Source organism: Clostridium sp. AM27-31LB, assembly GCF_003480745.1.
Taxonomy (GTDB): Bacteria; Bacillota; Clostridia; order Lachnospirales; family Lachnospiraceae; genus Butyribacter; species Butyribacter intestini.
Genome location: NZ_QUJS01000001.1, coordinates 548,201 through 565,302 on the forward strand (window position 1 = coordinate 548,201; position 17,102 = coordinate 565,302).

A 17,102-nucleotide genomic window follows, 5' to 3' on the forward strand; every position below is an offset into this window, starting at 1 on the left:
AATGGCAGATAAAGAAAAAAAACAGGCAGCGGTAAAATCTAAGTCGCATAAGAAAAAGATAAAGAAAGCTATAATTTCCATAATCATTGTTGTGTGCATAACTGTTATCGTTTTTTTTAATGTGAACAAAAAAAAAGACGATACAAAGACAGCGACAGTGACTAAAGAGAACACGGCAAAAAAAGGAAATCTCACAGTGGGAATAACTGAAAGTGGAACAATGGAGATTGGTTCTATCACACAGTCATATGAGCTTGACACATCTTCGGCGGGAACAAGCAGCTCATCATCTTCATCAGGAACAAGCAGTTCAGGTTCTTCATCTTCGGACAGTTCAAATAAAAGTGATGCACAGGGGATGCAGAACATGGGTGGTGCAATGGGAATGGCAGGCGGACAGTCGGGGTCAGACAGCAGTTCTTCCACAACAAAGACAACATCTTCATTATCAGGAAATGAGAGCGTATCGGACTCAGACCTTGTTATAAAAAAAGTGTGTATCACATCGGGTCAGAATGTAAAAAAAGGTGACACAATTTTAAAACTCACGACAAAGAGTGTTTTAAATGTGAGAAAACTTTATAAGGCGGCGGTAAGTTCGGCAAAACTTTCATTAAAAGAAGCAAAAGTAGACAGAGACTCTGATAAACTTACGGCGGAGTATGAATATAAAGAAAGGATTGCGGCAGGCAAGAGTGCAAAGACAACATATAAAGCTACATTGCAAAGCCTTGACAGTGCGGTTGTGACAGCACAAAATAACTATAATACGGCAGTTTCAGGTATTAAGACACTTCCTTCAAAGATTAAAAATCTAAAGAAAAAGATTAAAAAAGCAGGCGGGAGTACAACCGTATATAAAAGTACATCGACAAATCAGAATACAGGCAGTAATGCCGGAAATAATACAGGAAACATGAACGGTACAGGTATGGGAGATGATAAAAACGGAGGAACTTCAGGAACAGGTACAACTGCAGGCTCAACGGGCAGTCAGAGCAGTTCAAACACTGTAACGATAATGCAGCAGCAGTTAGCTTCATATCAGCAGCAGTTATCGGAATATAAATCAAACCTCAAAAACCTGAAATCACAGCTTAAATCTGCTAAAAAAGCCAGGAAAACAGGAAAAGTAAGTGCAAAAAAGACATATGATGCGGCAATGCTTCAATATTCAAATGCAAAGACTCTTTATAATGTTGCGATGGATGGAATTGACGATGATGTAAAAGACGCACAGGAGACATTAAAGGATGCACAGAAAGCATTAAAAACTTTTGAAAAGTATGCAGGAACAGGGGTGATAAAAGCTGAATGTTCAGGCACGGTAACATCTGTCGGATATGAGGACGGAGAGACATTAAGCACTGATACCGACATAGCTACATATATGAATTCGGATGCGGTCACAACTTCAGTGTCTGTCGCACAGGACGATATTTCGGAGATAGAAGTCGGAGATACAGTAAATATAAGTCTTTCTGCATATGAAGGTAAGACATTCCATGGAAAAGTCACATCAATATCAACCACTTCATCGGGAACAAGTACGGTGAGTTATCCGGTCGTAGTCACAATGACAGGTGATGTTTCAAGTATTTATGCAGGAATGGGTGCTGATGTTACATTTGTTACAAAAGAGGTAAAGGATGTTCTTTATATTTCAAATAAGGCTGTTGAGACAGAGGGAACAAAGTCATATGTAACAAAGAAAAACAGTGATGCAAGTACGACAAAGACACAGGTAAAAACAGGATTTTCAGACGGACATAATGTTCAGATCGAAAGCGGATTAAGCGAAGGTGATACAGTTCTTATAGAAAGCCGGGTGAGCGAATGAAACTAAGCGAGATATTAAGACTTGTCTGGATAAATCTTATTCAGAATAAATTTAAGGTGGTGCTTACTTCTATAGGTATAGTAGTGGGCGCGGCAACGATAGTCATGGTTATAGCAATAGGCAGGGGCGGTCAGATGGATGTGGCGGACCAGTTCAAAAATTTGAACGCGGGTGCTATAGATATTTCATATGAGCAGTCGTCAGACAGTTCATCGTCAAATTCTAAGAGTTCATCAAAATCAGGCTCGTCAGGGAAATCATCAAATGGAAACTCTGAGTCCGGAAATAGGGGACAGGGTGGTTTTGGCGGTGGTCAGGGAATGCCGCAGATGCCCGGCGGCTTTGGTGGATTTATGCTGGGCGGTAAAAACAGTGAAAGCTCAAAGATAAATCAGAAAAAGATTACTTTGTCTGAAGACGATATGGACGATTTAAAAACATTTCTTCCGGGAATTTCAGACATAACGATATCTTATACTACAAAATCCGATGTAGATGGAGGAGAGCTCGATGACGCTGAAAGCTATACGATAGCAGGAGTGAAAAATAATTATGCAGGCATGAGTAATCTGACGATGGCAGCAGGGAGTTTTATCGAGTCATCAGACGAGACAAACAAAGAGAAAGTGTGCGTACTCGGTTATTCTGTTGCAAAAGAGATATTTGGAAGTGTAAAAGACGCATATGACAGCACTATTTACATAGATGACAGAGCATATGTAGTAAACGGTGTAATATCGGAGGTAGGAACTGTTTCTTCAGGAATAAGCCCTGATGATTCCATATTTATACCATACAGTACCGGAGTAAAATATATCGTTGGAACAGATGCAGACCCGACGATAACAGTAATCGCATCAGATGTTGATAAAGTGGACACTGTAATGGAAAATATACAGTCGGTTCTCGCGGAAAATTATCCAAATGCAGAATTTACGATAACCGATGCCGGAAGTAAGATGGAAGCTGCGTCAGAGTCAAACAACACACTGACAACACTCCTTATTGCAATGGCGGCTATAGTATTTATCGTAGGCGGTATAGGTATCATGAATGTATTGTTCGTATCGGTAAAAGAAAGAACAAAAGAAATCGGTATATTAAAAGCCATTGGTTGTACAAAAAAAGATATACTTATAGAATTTTTACTTGAAGCGTGCTTTATAAGCATACTTGGAGGAATACTTGGCGTTTTGCTAAGTTTTGGCATAACGCCTGTTGTAGAGCATTTTGATGTAAGAGTAGAACTCTCTGTATTCGGAGCAGCACTTGCCGTAGTATTTGCGGTATTTACGGGAACTGTATTTGGATTTTATCCTGCATTAAAGGCTTCAAAGCTTGTACCTGTTGAGGCATTAAATGAGGAGTAAGAGTTTTCAAATACTTAAATGAATGAGTAGATATTTGCAAAACTAAATGTAGGTTGTGTTTATTGTATTGGTATAACAAATAATACCGCAGGCACGCTTTCGCTACCTGTCACTCGTAACAGTACTAAGACAGCAAAATACGCTGTCTAAGTGCTGACGGTGACAGAAGTGCACTGCTAACATTATTTGTTATACCTGTACAATTTAATTACAGATAATAGTTGTTTTGCAAATATCTAAATAAATTAATTTAAGGAGGGTGAAAAATGCATCTTAATGTGAAAAGGTGTAGAAAAGTTCTTGCGGTGTTTCTCGGTATGTGCCTTGTGTTGTCGGGATGTTCTAAGAAAACGGAGGAGACAACCAATGATATAAGCTCAGTTAAACTGAAATCTAATCAGGAGATTGTTGCCTGCAAGATAACGGCGATATATGGCAATGAGATAGAATACACCGTTGTGAAAGAGCAGAGTGCATCTGACTCAAATTCAAAGAAAGGCAGGATGCCGTCCGCAAGCGGAGCACCAGATATGAACGGAGGTAGTTCACAGGGCGGAGGAGCACCCGATATGAATGGTGGAGAGATGCCGCAGGGCGGAGGAGCACCCGATACGAATGGAGGAAATTCGCAGAGTGGAGAAGCAGCCGATATGAACGGAGAAAGTTCGCAGTTCGAAGATCGCCGGAATAGTTCATCAGATAAAAACAGCAGTCAGAGTTCTTCTGACAGTTCAGATAAAAAATCTGACAGCAGTAAATCTTCGGATAAAAGCAGCAAGAAGATTTATACGCTCACGGATGAAACAGGCAGTACGACGATACCTGTCGGAACAGATGTGATAACATCACTTGGAAAAACAACAACATTTTCAAGACTTTCAAATGGGGACATCATTAAAATGATAATGGAGAAAGATTCAAGTGGGGAAAAGGTTGTTGTAGGTGTGTGGATTGTTTCGTGATAATTTAAAGCTATGATGATTGAACAAGAACAGCAATAATAACAACCGGCACGCTTTCGCTATGTTGTCGCTCGTAGCAGTACAATAAGTCAGCAGGAAACGCTGACTAAGTACTGACGGCGACAAAATGTCGGTTAATATTATTTGCTGTCTTTGTTCAATCCAATATAAGTTATTGTTTATGACTAGATAAGACTTTAAATTTGGAACAACATTATAGAAAGGAAGATTTTTATGATAAAGTTCAGAAAGAAAAAGGCGGATAAGGATATTGATAAAAAGAGCGATGTTAAGCAACATAAGATAGAGATTGTTAATGTTAATAAAATTTATGATATGGGGAGAGAGTCTCTCCATGTTCTGAAAGATATTAATTTTACCGTGGATGAGGGTGAGTTTGTTGCAATTCTTGGTCCGTCGGGTTCCGGCAAGTCTACACTGATGAATGTTATTGGCTGCATGGACCTTTTTGATGAGGGTGAGTATTATCTTGACGGACTTGCGATACATTCGATGAAAGAGAAAAAACTTACAAATATCAGAAATGAAAAGATAGGTTTTATTTTTCAGAACTATCATCTGATACCTACATATACGGTTATTCAGAATGTCATAATGCCGCTCCTTATGAGAGGATATGAGCATGAAGAGGCACAGGAGATGTGCATGGATACGATAGAAATGCTCGGTCTTAAGGAAAGGATAAATCATAAACCAAATGAACTTTCGGGTGGTCAGAAGCAAAGAGTGGCAATCGCAAGAGCATTAGTCGGAGAGCCTGCGATTCTTCTTGCAGATGAGCCGACGGGTGCGTTAGACAGTAAAAGCGGTAAGGAAGTTCTTAAATTATTTAGAAAACTTAATGATATGGGAAACACGATAGTTATGATAACACATGACCTTGAGGTCGCAAAGGCGGCAAAGAGGGTAGTTAAGATAGTAGATGGTGAGATATTTGCTGTTGAAAATTGAATATTCCTGCCCGCACTGTAGTGTGTGGGCAGGAATGTAAGTTAAAAACACATCAGATGTATTGATTAGCACACGAGGATACGGTGTTATTGAAAAAAATAAGCATTATACTAATGTTATATAATAAAAAACAGAAAAAGCAATAAAGTCATGATATTCTATGGTAGTGAGTTAAAATTGCGATTGACATTGTCTTATAACAAAAATATACTAAAGGTATGTAAAGGTTATATGAAATGAGGTGAGTGTTAGATGGGCATATATTTTAATCCGGGCAATGAGAGTTTTGCCTGCGATAAAAACAGTAGGATATATATAGATAAAACGGAGCTTCTGGAATATTTAAACGGTATGTTGGGGACAAACAGTAAATGTCTTGCGGTAAGCCATGCAAGACGTTTTGGTAAGTCCCATGCGGCAGGGATGATTGATGCCTACTATAGTCTTGGCTGTGACTCGACAGAGATTTTTGAGGGGACAAAGATTTCTGAAAGTGCTGATTATAAGAAATATATGAACAAATATAATGTGATACATTTAGATATTTCTTCGTTTTTTGATTTTTATAAAGAAAATATTGTGGAAAAAGTAACAGAGTATATTTATAAAGATTTTAAAGAGTCTTTTAATGATGAACTGAATTATCATGATAGTTTGAACTATAATTTAATGGTAATATATCAGAAGACAAATACTCCCTTTGTGATAATTATTGATGAGTGGGATTGTGTTATCAGAAACAGTGACGACAAAGAGCTGGTACATAAGTATCTGCAATTTCTCCACTCACTGTTTAAATCGGAGGAGTCAAAAGTGTTTCTTGCATTGGCATATATTACGGGAATTTTACCGATTAAGAAAATCAAGGATGAGTCTGCTTTAAACAATTTTCGTGAATATACCATGTTAAAATCGAAACCTATTGGTAAATATTACGGCTTTACTGAGGAAGAAGTGAAGGGATTATGCAAAGAGTATGATATGGATTTTGATGCAGTAAAGGCGTGGTATAATGGATATTTGATAGATGGTGTTCATATGTATAATCCAAATTCTGTTGTGCAGTCTATGATGGATAAGGATTATGATTCATACTGGAGAAATACATCTTCCTTTGCATCGATTAATACATTTATAACGATGAATTATGCAGGGCTTAAGGATGATATTATGAAGATGCTCGCAGGAGGAAAAGTCAGGGTAAATCCAAATACATTTCAAAATGATTTTTCAACTATCGCATCAAAAGATGATGCTTTAACGGCATTGATACATTTGGGTTATCTCGGATATGATGCTGATAGAAAGAGTGCATATGTGCCAAACTATGAGGTGGCAACGGCATTTGAACTTGCATTGCAAACAGGTGGGTGGAACGAGATTGCAACGGCGATTTCAACTTGTGATGAATTATCATTTGAAACAATAGATGGTAATGCAGAAAGAGTTGCCGAACTTATAGAACTTGCTCATGACACTTACACATCTGTTTTAAAGTACAATGATGAAAATTCACTTAGCTGTGTTCTTACAATGGCATACTTTACTGCACCGGGATATTACAATATAATCCGTGAGATGCCTGCCGGAAAGGGATTTGCTGATTTTGTGTTTATTCCGAGGTCTAATGCAGGATTTAGACCGGCAATGGTAGTTGAATTAAAATATAATAAGTCTGCGGACACGGCAATTAAGCAGATAAAAGAAAACAGGTATCATGGTGCATTGTCAGGTTATGGTGACAAGATACTTCTTGTCGGGATAAGCTATGATGCGGGGGGAAAAGATAAAAAACATCACACCTGTGTTATAGAGGAGATAAGCTCTGTCGAAAATTGAATGATGGTTTAAATTGACTTTACGCGGATGTAGATTTACTCTGATTATATTGATATTTATTATTAACGAAAGGAATAATATCTACACTATGAAAAAAAATATAATTGTCGTTGTTTTTTACATTTGTCTTGTCATAATAATAATTACATCATTCCGCAAAAATAAAAATGAAAATGATAGTGAAAAGATTACATATTCTCAGATAGAACAGGCTGATGTAAAGGTCAAAAACAATTCTGAGAGAACCAGAAAGGTACTTCACATAAAAGGTGATGTGTCAAAAAATCTGTCACCTTTTATTTATTCTACAAAGGCTGACAGATATATTCTTGATAAGTGTTATATAAATATATATAACGAATTAAAGAAGATAAAAGCAAAGTCAGGTTCGGATTTTTTTGAGAGTATTGAAAGTGACAGCCGTTATAATAAAAAAGATAAAAAGAAGAAAGGAAAAAAGCTGACAACATATACGGTAAGACTGAAAGAGGGGCTAAAAGCATCGGCTGGTACAATGATAACTGCTGATGACCTGATGTTTAATTATTATCTTAGAACTGACAGCTCATATGAGTCTTCTGATAATGTTTACAAATGCAATATTGCGGGGCTTTTAAGTTATCAGACAGGATATAGTGGCGGTGATAAGGCAAAGAAGATACTTAATTCAAAATTAAAGAAGCCGTCAGCTAAAATAAAAAAAGAAATAAAAAACAAAATAATATATCCCGAAATAAAAGATGCGTTTGAATGGACAAGTTCTCTTTATCGGGATGAAACATATTCTTACATAACAGACAAATATCCGAGGACACGGGATTTGTTTGTTTATTTTTTTTCACTGGAACCGAAATATAAGGCTAAAAAGAAAGATGCAAAAAAAGTTATAAATCAGGTTGCGGGTCAATACGGCTGGGATTATAAAAAACTGAGTAAGGTGACCGGAAAAAATTATAATGCCAAGGTGAAAAAAATCGTACTTAATGAAGCCGGTAAAAAATCAATAGCAGAAAAACAGCGTATAAATGGAATTACAAAAATCGACAGCTATACGGTACAGATACAGGTTTATGAGAAAACTTCACAGAAAGATTTATTTGACTTTTATATAGTACCACTTGCAAAATGGGGGGATGTGCAGTATTTTGATTCAAACTACAAGTGGGGGATAAAAAAGACAAAGGCAGATGAGATAATAAAAAAGAAAGGGGTGACAGGCGACGAGACAGGTGGATATGTGATTGAGAAAAAAGAGCCTTATGAACTTGTGGAGAGATAAGTTAAAGAGTGACCGTTTCTGTTCGTCTGTACACTTGCAATAATAAGTTGATTGCGACAGGGGTGAAAGTTAGCGTAAAATTTTATTCGGATAAACAAAAAAAGAGAAGGACACGATTTTGTGTTAAAAATGCGATTGACATTGTTTCGGATTAAAAATATACTAGGGGTAAGTAAAGTCGGAAGTATTAAGTGTTGTTATCTGTAAGATAATGAAAAATACACAGCAATGTGTCAATCTGTAGGTGAGTTTGGGACAGGATTTTGCGGATACCAATGTTATATAGATGAAATGAGGTGAATTAAGATGGGTGTATATTTTAATCCGAGTAATGCGAGTTTCCGGCAGGCAAAAAACAGCAGGATTTATGTAGATAAAACAAAATTGATAGAGTATCTTAATGATAGACTGTCAACGGAGGATAAATGTCTTGCGGTAAGCCATGCAAGACGATTTGGAAAGTCCCATGCGGCTGGGATGATAGACGCATATTATAGTCTTGGGTGTGATTCGACTGAGCTTTTTGACGGGACAAAGATTTCTGAAAGTGCAGATTATAAAAAATATATGAACAAGTATAATGTTATTCATCTGGATATAGCATCAGTCTGGGATTTTCACAAAGAAGATTTAGTAGAATCAATTAAGGAGAGGGTATGTAAAGATTTTAAGAAAAAATATAATGATACATTAGATTACAGCCAAGATTTATATTTGCTGATACAGGAGATTTATGAGATAACAGATACTCAGTTTGTTATAATAATTGATGAATGGGATTGTGTTATCAGAAACAGTGATAACAAAGAGTTGGTACACGAGTATTTACAGTTTTTACACTCGCTGTTTAAATCGGAGGAGTCAAAATCTTTTCTTGCACTGGCATATATTACGGGGATTTTGCCGATAAAGAAGATTAAAGATGAGTCGGCTTTAAATAATTTCAGTGAATATACGATGTTAAAATCAAGTCCGATTACAAAATACTATGGGTTTACGGAAGACGAGGTTAAAGAATTATGCAAGCGGTTTGATATGGATTTTGAGAGTACAAAAGCATGGTACAACGGATATTTGATCGACGGTATTCATATGTATAATCCAAACTCTGTTTCTATGGCGGTAGAGAGAAATGATTTTGATTCATACTGGAGAAATACATCTTCATTTGCATCAATAAATACATTTATAACGATGAATTATGCAGGACTAAAGGATGATATTATGAAGATGCTTGCAGGTGGAAAAGTCATGGTAAATCCAAATACATTTCAAAATGATTTTTCAACTATTGCATCAAAGGATGATGCTTTAACGGCATTGATACATTTGGGTTATCTTGGATATGATGCGGACAGAAAGAGTGCATATGTGCCAAACTATGAGGTGGCAACTGCATTTGAACTTGCATTGCAAACAGGTGGGTGGAAAGAGATTGCAAAAGCGATTTCAATTTGTGATGAACTGCTTTTTGAAACTATAGATGGAAATGCAGAAAAAGTTGCCGAACTTATAGAACTTGCTCATGATACTTAATGATGATGCTACGGATTGCTACATTGCTAAGCAATTTTCGCAATCCTACAAACACCTCCAATCCCGCATCTTTGCAAGCAAATTTGCTACTTGTCGGTGTTTGGCGGGTCAAGCCACCAGATAGCATTTTGTATGTAAACATACACTGCTATCTGCTTTTGACCCTTGCATCAAACTCACTTAGCTGTGTTCTTACAATGGCATATTTTACGGCACCGGGTTATTACAATATAATCCGTGAGATGCCTGCCGGAAAAGGCTTTGCTGATTTTGCGTTTATTCCGAGGGCAAATGCGGGATTCAGACCTGCAATGGTAGTGGAATTAAAGTATAATAAATCGGCGGACACTGCGATTAAACAGATAAAAGATAACAGATACCACGGTGCATTGTCAGGCTACAGTGACAAAATACTTCTTGTAGGGATAAGCTATGATGCGGAGGGAAAAGATAAAAAGCATCATACTTGTGTTATAGAGGAGATAAACGGCTCTGCCGCAGACACACAATAAAGCAGAAAACAAAAATAACATACAGTAATCTTAATAGTGTAGAACAAATATAATATTTGAAAACAAACTTATTGATAGAAATATTATGTTCAGAGTTATTTTTAAAGAGACTGTTGCATTAATGAAAAATCGTACATGATATAGAAGTAGTTACTATAATAGAGCATCTATATCATGTATGTAATTTTCTTATTGCGACAGTCTTTTTTTATGTTATAGGAAAATGTTCGTAATGTAGAGGAAAACCAACGAGAATTGCGAAGCAATTCTTGGAGGGCAAAACGCTGGTTTTGCCCTTTTTTGTGTTATAGGAAAATGCTCGTAATGTAGAGGAAAACCAATGAGAATTGCGAAGCAATTCTTGGAGGGCAAAACGCTGGTTTTGCCCTTTTTTACTTGACAAAGTACAACAATATGTATATATTTTATATATAATATTTTTATATATAAAAATTTTGCATATAATTCAAACAGAAAGGAAGTGTAAAGATGTACTATCCTGTATCTGCACATCTGATAGAATTTTTAATCCTGTCGGTGCTGCAAAAGGAAGATTCATATGGATACGAGATAAGTCGGACTGTTAAACTTGTGGCGGATATAAAAGAGTCCACGCTTTATCCAATCTTGAAAAAACTTGAGAAAAACGGGTTTATGACTACCTACACAAAGGAGTATCAGGGAAGAAAAAGAAAATATTATTCTTTGACAGATGCGGGTGTGGAAGAACTTAAATTCTTAAATTCAGAGTGGATAAGTTACAGAGATACGATTGACGGTATAGTAGAAGGGAGAATAAAAAATGACGAGAGATGAATATTTAGGGCAGCTTAGCAAGTATCTGAAAAAATTGCCTAAGGCGGATTACGATGATGCGATGGAATATTTTACGGAGTATTTTTCTGAGACAGATGATGATGAAGCAAAGAAACTTATGGATGAGCTTGGAACACCGAAAGAAGCTGCCTGTGACATTATAAGCAATGTTCTTGACAAGAGGATAGATGAGAAAAAACAAGCTGATGAAAAGAAACAGGATGACAGTGGGAAAAGGTCGGTGCTTGGTATATTGTGGGTAGCTATACTTGCGATATGTGCGATTCCTGTTGCGACACCGCTTCTTATAAGCGGGCTGGTCGTAATGTTTTGTATCTTGCTTTGTATTGTATTAGTTTTGTTATGCGTATTTTTAGTCGGGGTGTGCTCGGTTATAGCCGGACTTGCCGTTATAGCGAGGGCGGTAGTTACGATAAAACTTTCAATACCAGCGGCGTTGATGCTATTAGGGCTTGGACTTGCAGCGATAGGCGTTGGAATTATTGTTTCGGTAATCGGAGTTTTATTTAGCAGATTTCTTATTGATATTACTATTAAGTTTGCACAGAAAGCGTCTAAAAGGGGGAAAAAATAATGAAAAAATTTATAAATATATCTTTGATAGCAGGAATTTTATGTCTGCTTTTTGGAGCAGGAATGTTTTTTGTCGGAGGAGCAATGGGAGGTGGAAAAGTTGTAAAGAAGCTGGATTTTAGTTCAATGCTCACAACTGACAGTAAAAATCTTGAAAAAGAATATGCAGTATTAGAAAAGACAAAGATAGATGATTTTGATAAGATAAATGTCAAATTAAATACTATTGATTTTAAGATTGTAAAATCAGATGACAAAAACTGTTATATATCATATAATCTAAAGAAAGAGAAAGGTGAAGTGACGGCAGAGTATGAGGTGAGCGATGGAGAATTTAAGCTCAGACAGAAATCAAATCATGTTACGGTAAACATGGATTTGAGTGGTATTGAAGCCTTGATAAGCGGTACGAAAGATTATACACAAAGAAATCAGTTTATATTGTATCTGCCTGAAGCTAAACAGATAAGCAGTGCGGAGCTTGATATGGCAGACGGTGATATTTCCGTGGACAGGCTTAGAAGTGACAGGATAGATATTTCCGTGGATGCAGGTGATATAAAACTTTTGGATACAGAGTCAAAAGAAATAAAAATAGCATCTTCTGACGGTGATATGGCGGTAAAAGATTCCAAACTTAATACTGTCACCATTAACGACAGCTATGGTGATATTAAGTTTGAAGATACTGATATTGACAGCGGAAAAATATCAACAAATGATGGAGATATTTCTGTTAAAAATACAAATCTTAAAGGTATAAATATAACAGACAATTATGGTGACATTAAGTGCAATGACGGTTCGTTCGAGGATATAGCCGTAAAATTAAATGACGGTGATTTAAGACTTGAGGATACTAAATTTGATGGCAATATAAAAATTAAGTCAGGTTATGGGGATGTGAAAGTAATAGGATTTGATGACTGGAAAGGCATTTCGGTAAATGCAAAGACAAGTTATGGAGATGTGAGTGTAAAGAATATAACAGATGGTGATAAAACGGAAACATCTTTTGAGAGAAATATTGAGTCTGCGACGGCAACAGTTGAGATAAAGTGTTCGGATGGTGATATTTCAATCAGGTAATATATAAAACAAAAACGAGGAAAGAAATGAAGATAGGAACTTTGGAATGCCTAGGCACAGTATTATGTGTAGGGGGATGTAATTGTGCTTGACATTAAATAGAAAGAAAAATAAAATATAAAATATAACAGCAAGAAAGGAAAAATAAAATGGCAAAAAATCCAATAGTAACATTTGAGACAACAGCGGGAACGATAACAGCAGAGCTTTATCCTGAAATCGCACCAAATACTGTAAACAATTTTATATCACTTATAAATAAAGGTTTTTATGATGGACTTATATTTCATAGAGTCATAAAAGGATTTATGATACAGGGTGGAGATCCTGACGGAGTAGGAACAGGCGGACCTGGATATTCCATTAAAGGTGAATTTGCGATAAACGGTGTAGAAAATGATCTTAAGCATACAGCAGGAGTTCTCTCAATGGCTCGTTCAATGATGCCTGACTCAGCAGGCTCACAGTTCTTTATTATGCATAAAGATGCACCACATCTTGACGGACAGTATGCTGCATTTGGAAAAGTAACAGACGGAATGGACACAGTCAATTCTATAGCAGAAACAGAAACTGACTATTCAGATGCACCATTAGAGCCGCAGATGATAATCAAAGTAACGGTAGATACAGATGGAGTAGAATATCCTGAACCTGAAAAATGCTAAAAATATTATAAAAAGTAATTAAAAAGTGCTGCCGCACTAAATTTTAGTGCGGCAGCACTTTTTGTTCACAAAATCTTGACATTCTTATGTTATCCTCTTTTGTATATAAATAACAGGAGGTAAATACAGTGATTGAAGTAAAAAATCTCGTTAAAAGGTATGGAAATCATGCTGCGGTAAACGATCTTTCATTTACTGTTGAGACAGGAAAAGTTGTCGGATTTCTCGGACCTAACGGTGCAGGAAAATCAACAACAATGAATATGATAACAGGTTATATAGCACCGACGGAGGGAGAAGTGCTTATCGATGGTATAGACATTATGGATGAACCTGAACTTGCAAAGAAAAATATAGGCTATCTTCCGGAGATACCACCACTTTATCCTGATTTAAAAGTGAGAGAGTATCTTTCATTTGTTGCAGAACTTAAGAAAGTTTCTAAAAAAGATAGGGATATAGAAGTCCATAAGATAATGTCAAAGACAAAGACACTTGATGTTTCTGAAAGACTTATAAAACATTTATCAAAAGGTTATAAACAGAGAGTCGGACTTGCGGGAGCAATGATGGGGAATCCTGACATACTTATTCTTGATGAGCCGACGGTAGGTCTTGATCCGAGTCAGATAATAGAGATGCGAGAACTTATCAGGGAACTGAGCAAAAATCATACCGTTCTTTTAAGTTCGCATATCATGCAGGAGATTAGTGCTGTCTGTGACGAGATTATTATCATAAATGAAGGAAAGATGATAACAAAAGATACACCGGAAAATATTACAAAGAAAATGGTTGACACAAATGGTGTTCATGTTGTTGTAAAGGGTGATAAAACAAAACTTAAAGAGGCACTTAGGACTATATCAGGTATTAAGAATGTATCTTATGACAATGACAAAGATACAGAGGAGGATACGACAGGTCTTACTATTTACTGTGCAGAGGACGAGGATATAAGAGTGGATCTGTTCTATGCACTTGCAAAGGCGGAGTGCCCACTCATTGAAATGAATAAACTTGATACATCACTTGAGGATGCGTTCCTTGCACTTACAAGAGGCGGTTCAAAGCAGTATGGTGGCAGAAAACTCAAAAAATTAAAGAGTGAAAAGAAAGATAAAGCTGAAACAGAAGGTGAACTGCAGAACGAAAATGAGAATCAAAATTCAGAAAAAAATGCTGACATTAGCGGAGAACTTGATGTGTCTGAAACTGAAAAACATTCTTCAGATATGGAAGGAGGAGAAAAATAATGCTTGCAATATATAAGAAAGAGTTAAGACAATATTTTAATTCAATGATAGGTTTTGTGTTTCTTGCATTTTTCCTCGTTATCATAGGAATATATACATGGGCATACAATCTTTCAAGCGGACTTGGAAATTTTGAGGTTACGCTCGGTGGTATATCATTTATGTATGTTTTGCTTGTGCCTATACTTACTATGCGAATAGTTGCTGAGGAAAACAGGCAGAAAACGGATCAGCTTCTCTATACGGCACCGGTATCGCTTACAAAGATAATTGTTGGCAAATATTTTGCGGTTCTGACACTGTTTTCATGTGCATTTATTCCGATATGTATATATCCGCTTATCATTCATATGTATGGAACTGATGTAAGACTTGCACCTGCATACAGCAGTATCATAGGATTTTATCTTTTAGGAGCAGCAACGATAGCAATAGGTCTTTTTATCTCATCGCTCACGGAGAGTCAGGTTATTGCATCAGTTGTAAGTTTTATCACACTTCTTCTTACATTTCTTTTAAGCAATATCACCGGGATGCTTCCAACCGAGGCAATATCACAGTGTGTCATGATAGCTGTACTCTGGCTTGTCATATGTCTTGTTTTTTATCATATGATGAATAATGTAACTGTTCTTGTTATGATGGCGGTTATCGGAGAGGCAGCAATATGGATAATCTACGCAGTAAAATCTTCATTATATGAAAGCCTGCTTACAAACATATTAAATACGCTTGCTCTGTCTACACGATTTGATGATTTCAGTCTTGGAATTTTAAATTATGATGCGATAGTATATTATGTTTCAATAGCATTTTTATTTGTATTTTTAACTATCCAGATGATAAAGAAAAAGCGTTTTAATTAGAAAGGAGCAGCAAAAATGAGTAGAGAATTAAGAACAGCAAAAATGAAAAAAAGCTCCGGAGGAATTAAAAAATCATTTACTAACAAAAAATTTAAATCGGGAGCTTACAGTTCTTTTATAACTATTCTTGTAATAGCAATAGTAGTTGTTGTAAATCTTGTGTTTGGAAAACTTGATCTGTCGAGCGACCTTAGTTCAAACAGTTTATTTACATTATCTAAGGATACAAAGAAAGCATTGAAATCGGCAAAGAACAGTGTTACTTTGTATTATCTTGTAACGGACGGCAAGGAGACAGAGTATATTGAAAAAGTGCTCGACCAGTATCCTAAGGCATCATCAAAGGTTAAACTTAAAAAGATAGACCCTGTTGTAAATCCGGGATTTGCAAGTAAATACCTGTCAGAGAGTGAAGCCGGCTCAGTTGCACAGAATGATGTTATCGTTGTAAATGACTCAACAAAAAATTCATCGTATGTGCAGAATACGGATATGTATTATTCAAATACAGATTATTCATCATACACTCAAAGCAGTGGAGAATACTATCTTGATGTTGAAGGAAAGATAACATCTGCAATACAGAAAGTGCTTGCAGAGAAAAAGACAAAGATGTATATTCTTAAGGGACATGATGAACAGGAAGTTGGAACAACTATGTCAACTTCGTTTAGTAAGATGAATATAGATACTGATGAACTTACTCTTTATTCAGAGGATAAAGTCCCTTCAGACTGTGATATACTTCTTATAAACGGAGCAACAAAAGATATAAGCAAAGAAGAAAAAAATAAGATTCTTGCCTACATGAAGAAAGGTGGAAATGCCGTTATAAATCTTCAGTATGGAACAAAGGATACACCAAATTTAAGGGCATTGCTCAAGTATTACGGGCTCAATGAGCAGATAGGTTCGGTATGCGAAACACAGGGAAATTATTATAACTATGTAAATTCAGTTATTCCGACACTGGATTCTTCAAATGAGATAGCTTCAGGTGTATCCGGGGTAGTTGTAATGCCGTCTCCTGTAGGAATCTCAAAACTTAAGGGTGCAAGAAAGTCACTTACAATATCAGAGTTTATGACTACATCAAAAGGTTCATATCTCAAACTAGATACTTCATCAGGAAAGGCAGCAAAGGAAAAAGGTGATATTGACGGACCATTTGCCATGGGTGTTTCAGTAACAGACAAGATTGATGATAATAAGAGTGCAAAACTTGTTGTTTATGCATCAGCATATGCATTCTCAGATGATGTAATCTCAACAAACCAGCTTGACAATGGCTCATTGTTTACTAATGCGGTCAAGTCATTATCAAATTCAGATGTTGAGGAAACTTCAATAAATGCAAAGAGTCTTTCTTACACATATGTTTCACTTACACAGGGAACGCAGTTTTTCTGGGCGACAGTAATAATCATTATCATACCTGTCGGACTTCTTATAACAGGCTTTGCAATATGGTTTAGCAGAAGAAGAAAGTAAAGGAGGAACAAT

The 17,102-nt window shown here is 36.4% G+C and carries 15 protein-coding genes; all 15 read left to right on the top strand.

The window, feature by feature from the left end:
- Position 1: 1 nt before the first annotated feature.
- The 15 genes from DW721_RS02155 to DW721_RS02225 all read left to right on the top strand — a co-directional run bounded on the left by DW721_RS02155 (position 2) and on the right by DW721_RS02225 (position 17,090).
- Entirely contained in the window at positions 2-1,840 is a 1,839-nt protein-coding gene (locus tag DW721_RS02155; protein ID WP_118744650.1) for an efflux RND transporter periplasmic adaptor subunit, read from the top strand.
- Positions 1,837-3,210, top strand: a complete 1,374-nt coding sequence (locus tag DW721_RS02160) for an ABC transporter permease (RefSeq protein WP_118744651.1) — start codon at positions 1,837-1,839, stop codon at positions 3,208-3,210. The genes DW721_RS02155 and DW721_RS02160 overlap by 4 nt, the downstream gene beginning before the upstream one ends.
- A 266-nt stretch (positions 3,211-3,476) precedes the next feature.
- Entirely contained in the window at positions 3,477-4,172 is a 696-nt protein-coding gene (locus tag DW721_RS02165; RefSeq protein WP_118744652.1) for a hypothetical protein, read from the top strand.
- Between the two features lie 336 nt (positions 4,173-4,508).
- Positions 4,509-5,144, top strand: coding sequence for an ABC transporter ATP-binding protein (locus DW721_RS02170; RefSeq protein WP_347560350.1), 636 nt, complete (start codon positions 4,509-4,511; stop codon positions 5,142-5,144).
- A gap of 252 nt (positions 5,145-5,396) precedes the next feature.
- Positions 5,397-6,983, top strand: coding sequence for an AAA family ATPase (locus DW721_RS02175; RefSeq protein WP_118744654.1), 1,587 nt, complete (start codon positions 5,397-5,399; stop codon positions 6,981-6,983).
- Positions 6,984-7,071: 88 nt separating this feature from the next.
- Positions 7,072-8,262, top strand: coding sequence for a hypothetical protein (locus DW721_RS02180; RefSeq protein WP_118744655.1), 1,191 nt, complete (start codon positions 7,072-7,074; stop codon positions 8,260-8,262).
- Between the two features lie 306 nt (positions 8,263-8,568).
- Positions 8,569-9,798, top strand: coding sequence for an AAA family ATPase (locus DW721_RS02185; RefSeq protein WP_118744656.1), 1,230 nt, complete (start codon positions 8,569-8,571; stop codon positions 9,796-9,798).
- 197 nt (positions 9,799-9,995) lie between these two features.
- The gene (locus tag DW721_RS16290; RefSeq protein WP_243035924.1) at positions 9,996-10,310 is read left to right on the top strand and encodes a PD-(D/E)XK nuclease domain-containing protein; all 315 of its coding nucleotides are present in this window, start codon (positions 9,996-9,998) and stop codon (positions 10,308-10,310) included.
- Positions 10,311-10,799: 489 nt separating this feature from the next.
- Positions 10,800-11,126, top strand: a complete 327-nt coding sequence (locus DW721_RS02195) for a PadR family transcriptional regulator (RefSeq protein ID WP_022013375.1) — start codon at positions 10,800-10,802, stop codon at positions 11,124-11,126.
- Positions 11,113-11,721 carry a DUF1700 domain-containing protein gene (locus tag DW721_RS02200; protein WP_118744658.1) on the top strand — a complete coding sequence of 203 codons (609 nt, stop codon included), beginning with the start codon at positions 11,113-11,115 and terminating at the stop codon, positions 11,719-11,721. The genes DW721_RS02195 and DW721_RS02200 overlap by 14 nt, the downstream gene beginning before the upstream one ends.
- Entirely contained in the window at positions 11,721-12,809 is a 1,089-nt protein-coding gene (locus DW721_RS02205; RefSeq protein ID WP_118744659.1) for a DUF4097 family beta strand repeat-containing protein, read from the top strand. The genes DW721_RS02200 and DW721_RS02205 overlap by 1 nt, the downstream gene beginning before the upstream one ends.
- 149 nt (positions 12,810-12,958) lie before the next feature.
- Positions 12,959-13,477 carry a peptidylprolyl isomerase gene (locus DW721_RS02210; RefSeq protein WP_022013380.1) on the top strand — a complete coding sequence of 173 codons (519 nt, stop codon included), beginning with the start codon at positions 12,959-12,961 and terminating at the stop codon, positions 13,475-13,477.
- A gap of 128 nt (positions 13,478-13,605) precedes the next feature.
- Positions 13,606-14,733 (top strand): ABC transporter ATP-binding protein, encoded by a 1,128-nt coding sequence (locus DW721_RS02215; protein ID WP_022014200.1) that lies wholly within the window; start codon positions 13,606-13,608, stop codon positions 14,731-14,733.
- The gene (locus DW721_RS02220) at positions 14,733-15,599 is read left to right on the top strand and encodes an ABC transporter permease (RefSeq protein WP_022014201.1); all 867 of its coding nucleotides are present in this window, start codon (positions 14,733-14,735) and stop codon (positions 15,597-15,599) included. The genes DW721_RS02215 and DW721_RS02220 overlap by 1 nt, the downstream gene beginning before the upstream one ends.
- 15 nt (positions 15,600-15,614) lie before the next feature.
- On the top strand, positions 15,615-17,090 hold the full coding sequence (locus tag DW721_RS02225) for a Gldg family protein (RefSeq protein ID WP_118744660.1): 1,476 nt from the start codon (positions 15,615-15,617) through the stop codon (positions 17,088-17,090).
- Positions 17,091-17,102: the final 12 nt, after the last annotated feature.

Excerpts from the sequence above, each read along its gene's own strand:
- DW721_RS02200 (WP_118744658.1), top strand. The coding sequence starts at position 11,113 with ATGACGAGAGATGAATATTTAGGGCAGCTTAGCAAGTATCTGAAAAAA.
- DW721_RS16290 (WP_243035924.1), top strand. The coding sequence starts at position 9,996 with ATGGCATATTTTACGGCACCGGGTTATTACAATATAATCCGTGAGATG.
- DW721_RS02210 (WP_022013380.1), top strand. The coding sequence starts at position 12,959 with ATGGCAAAAAATCCAATAGTAACATTTGAGACAACAGCGGGAACGATA.
- DW721_RS02155 (WP_118744650.1), top strand. The coding sequence starts at position 2 with ATGGCAGATAAAGAAAAAAAACAGGCAGCGGTAAAATCTAAGTCGCAT.
- DW721_RS02195 (WP_022013375.1), top strand. The coding sequence starts at position 10,800 with ATGTACTATCCTGTATCTGCACATCTGATAGAATTTTTAATCCTGTCG.
- DW721_RS02175 (WP_118744654.1), top strand. The coding sequence starts at position 5,397 with ATGGGCATATATTTTAATCCGGGCAATGAGAGTTTTGCCTGCGATAAA.
- DW721_RS02205 (WP_118744659.1), top strand. The coding sequence starts at position 11,721 with ATGAAAAAATTTATAAATATATCTTTGATAGCAGGAATTTTATGTCTG.
- DW721_RS02225 (WP_118744660.1), top strand. The coding sequence starts at position 15,615 with ATGAGTAGAGAATTAAGAACAGCAAAAATGAAAAAAAGCTCCGGAGGA.
- DW721_RS02180 (WP_118744655.1), top strand. The coding sequence starts at position 7,072 with ATGAAAAAAAATATAATTGTCGTTGTTTTTTACATTTGTCTTGTCATA.
- DW721_RS02220 (WP_022014201.1), top strand. The coding sequence starts at position 14,733 with ATGCTTGCAATATATAAGAAAGAGTTAAGACAATATTTTAATTCAATG.
- DW721_RS02165 (WP_118744652.1), top strand. The coding sequence starts at position 3,477 with ATGCATCTTAATGTGAAAAGGTGTAGAAAAGTTCTTGCGGTGTTTCTC.
- DW721_RS02185 (WP_118744656.1), top strand. The coding sequence starts at position 8,569 with ATGGGTGTATATTTTAATCCGAGTAATGCGAGTTTCCGGCAGGCAAAA.
- DW721_RS02160 (WP_118744651.1), top strand. The coding sequence starts at position 1,837 with ATGAAACTAAGCGAGATATTAAGACTTGTCTGGATAAATCTTATTCAG.
- DW721_RS02170 (WP_347560350.1), top strand. The coding sequence starts at position 4,509 with ATGGGGAGAGAGTCTCTCCATGTTCTGAAAGATATTAATTTTACCGTG.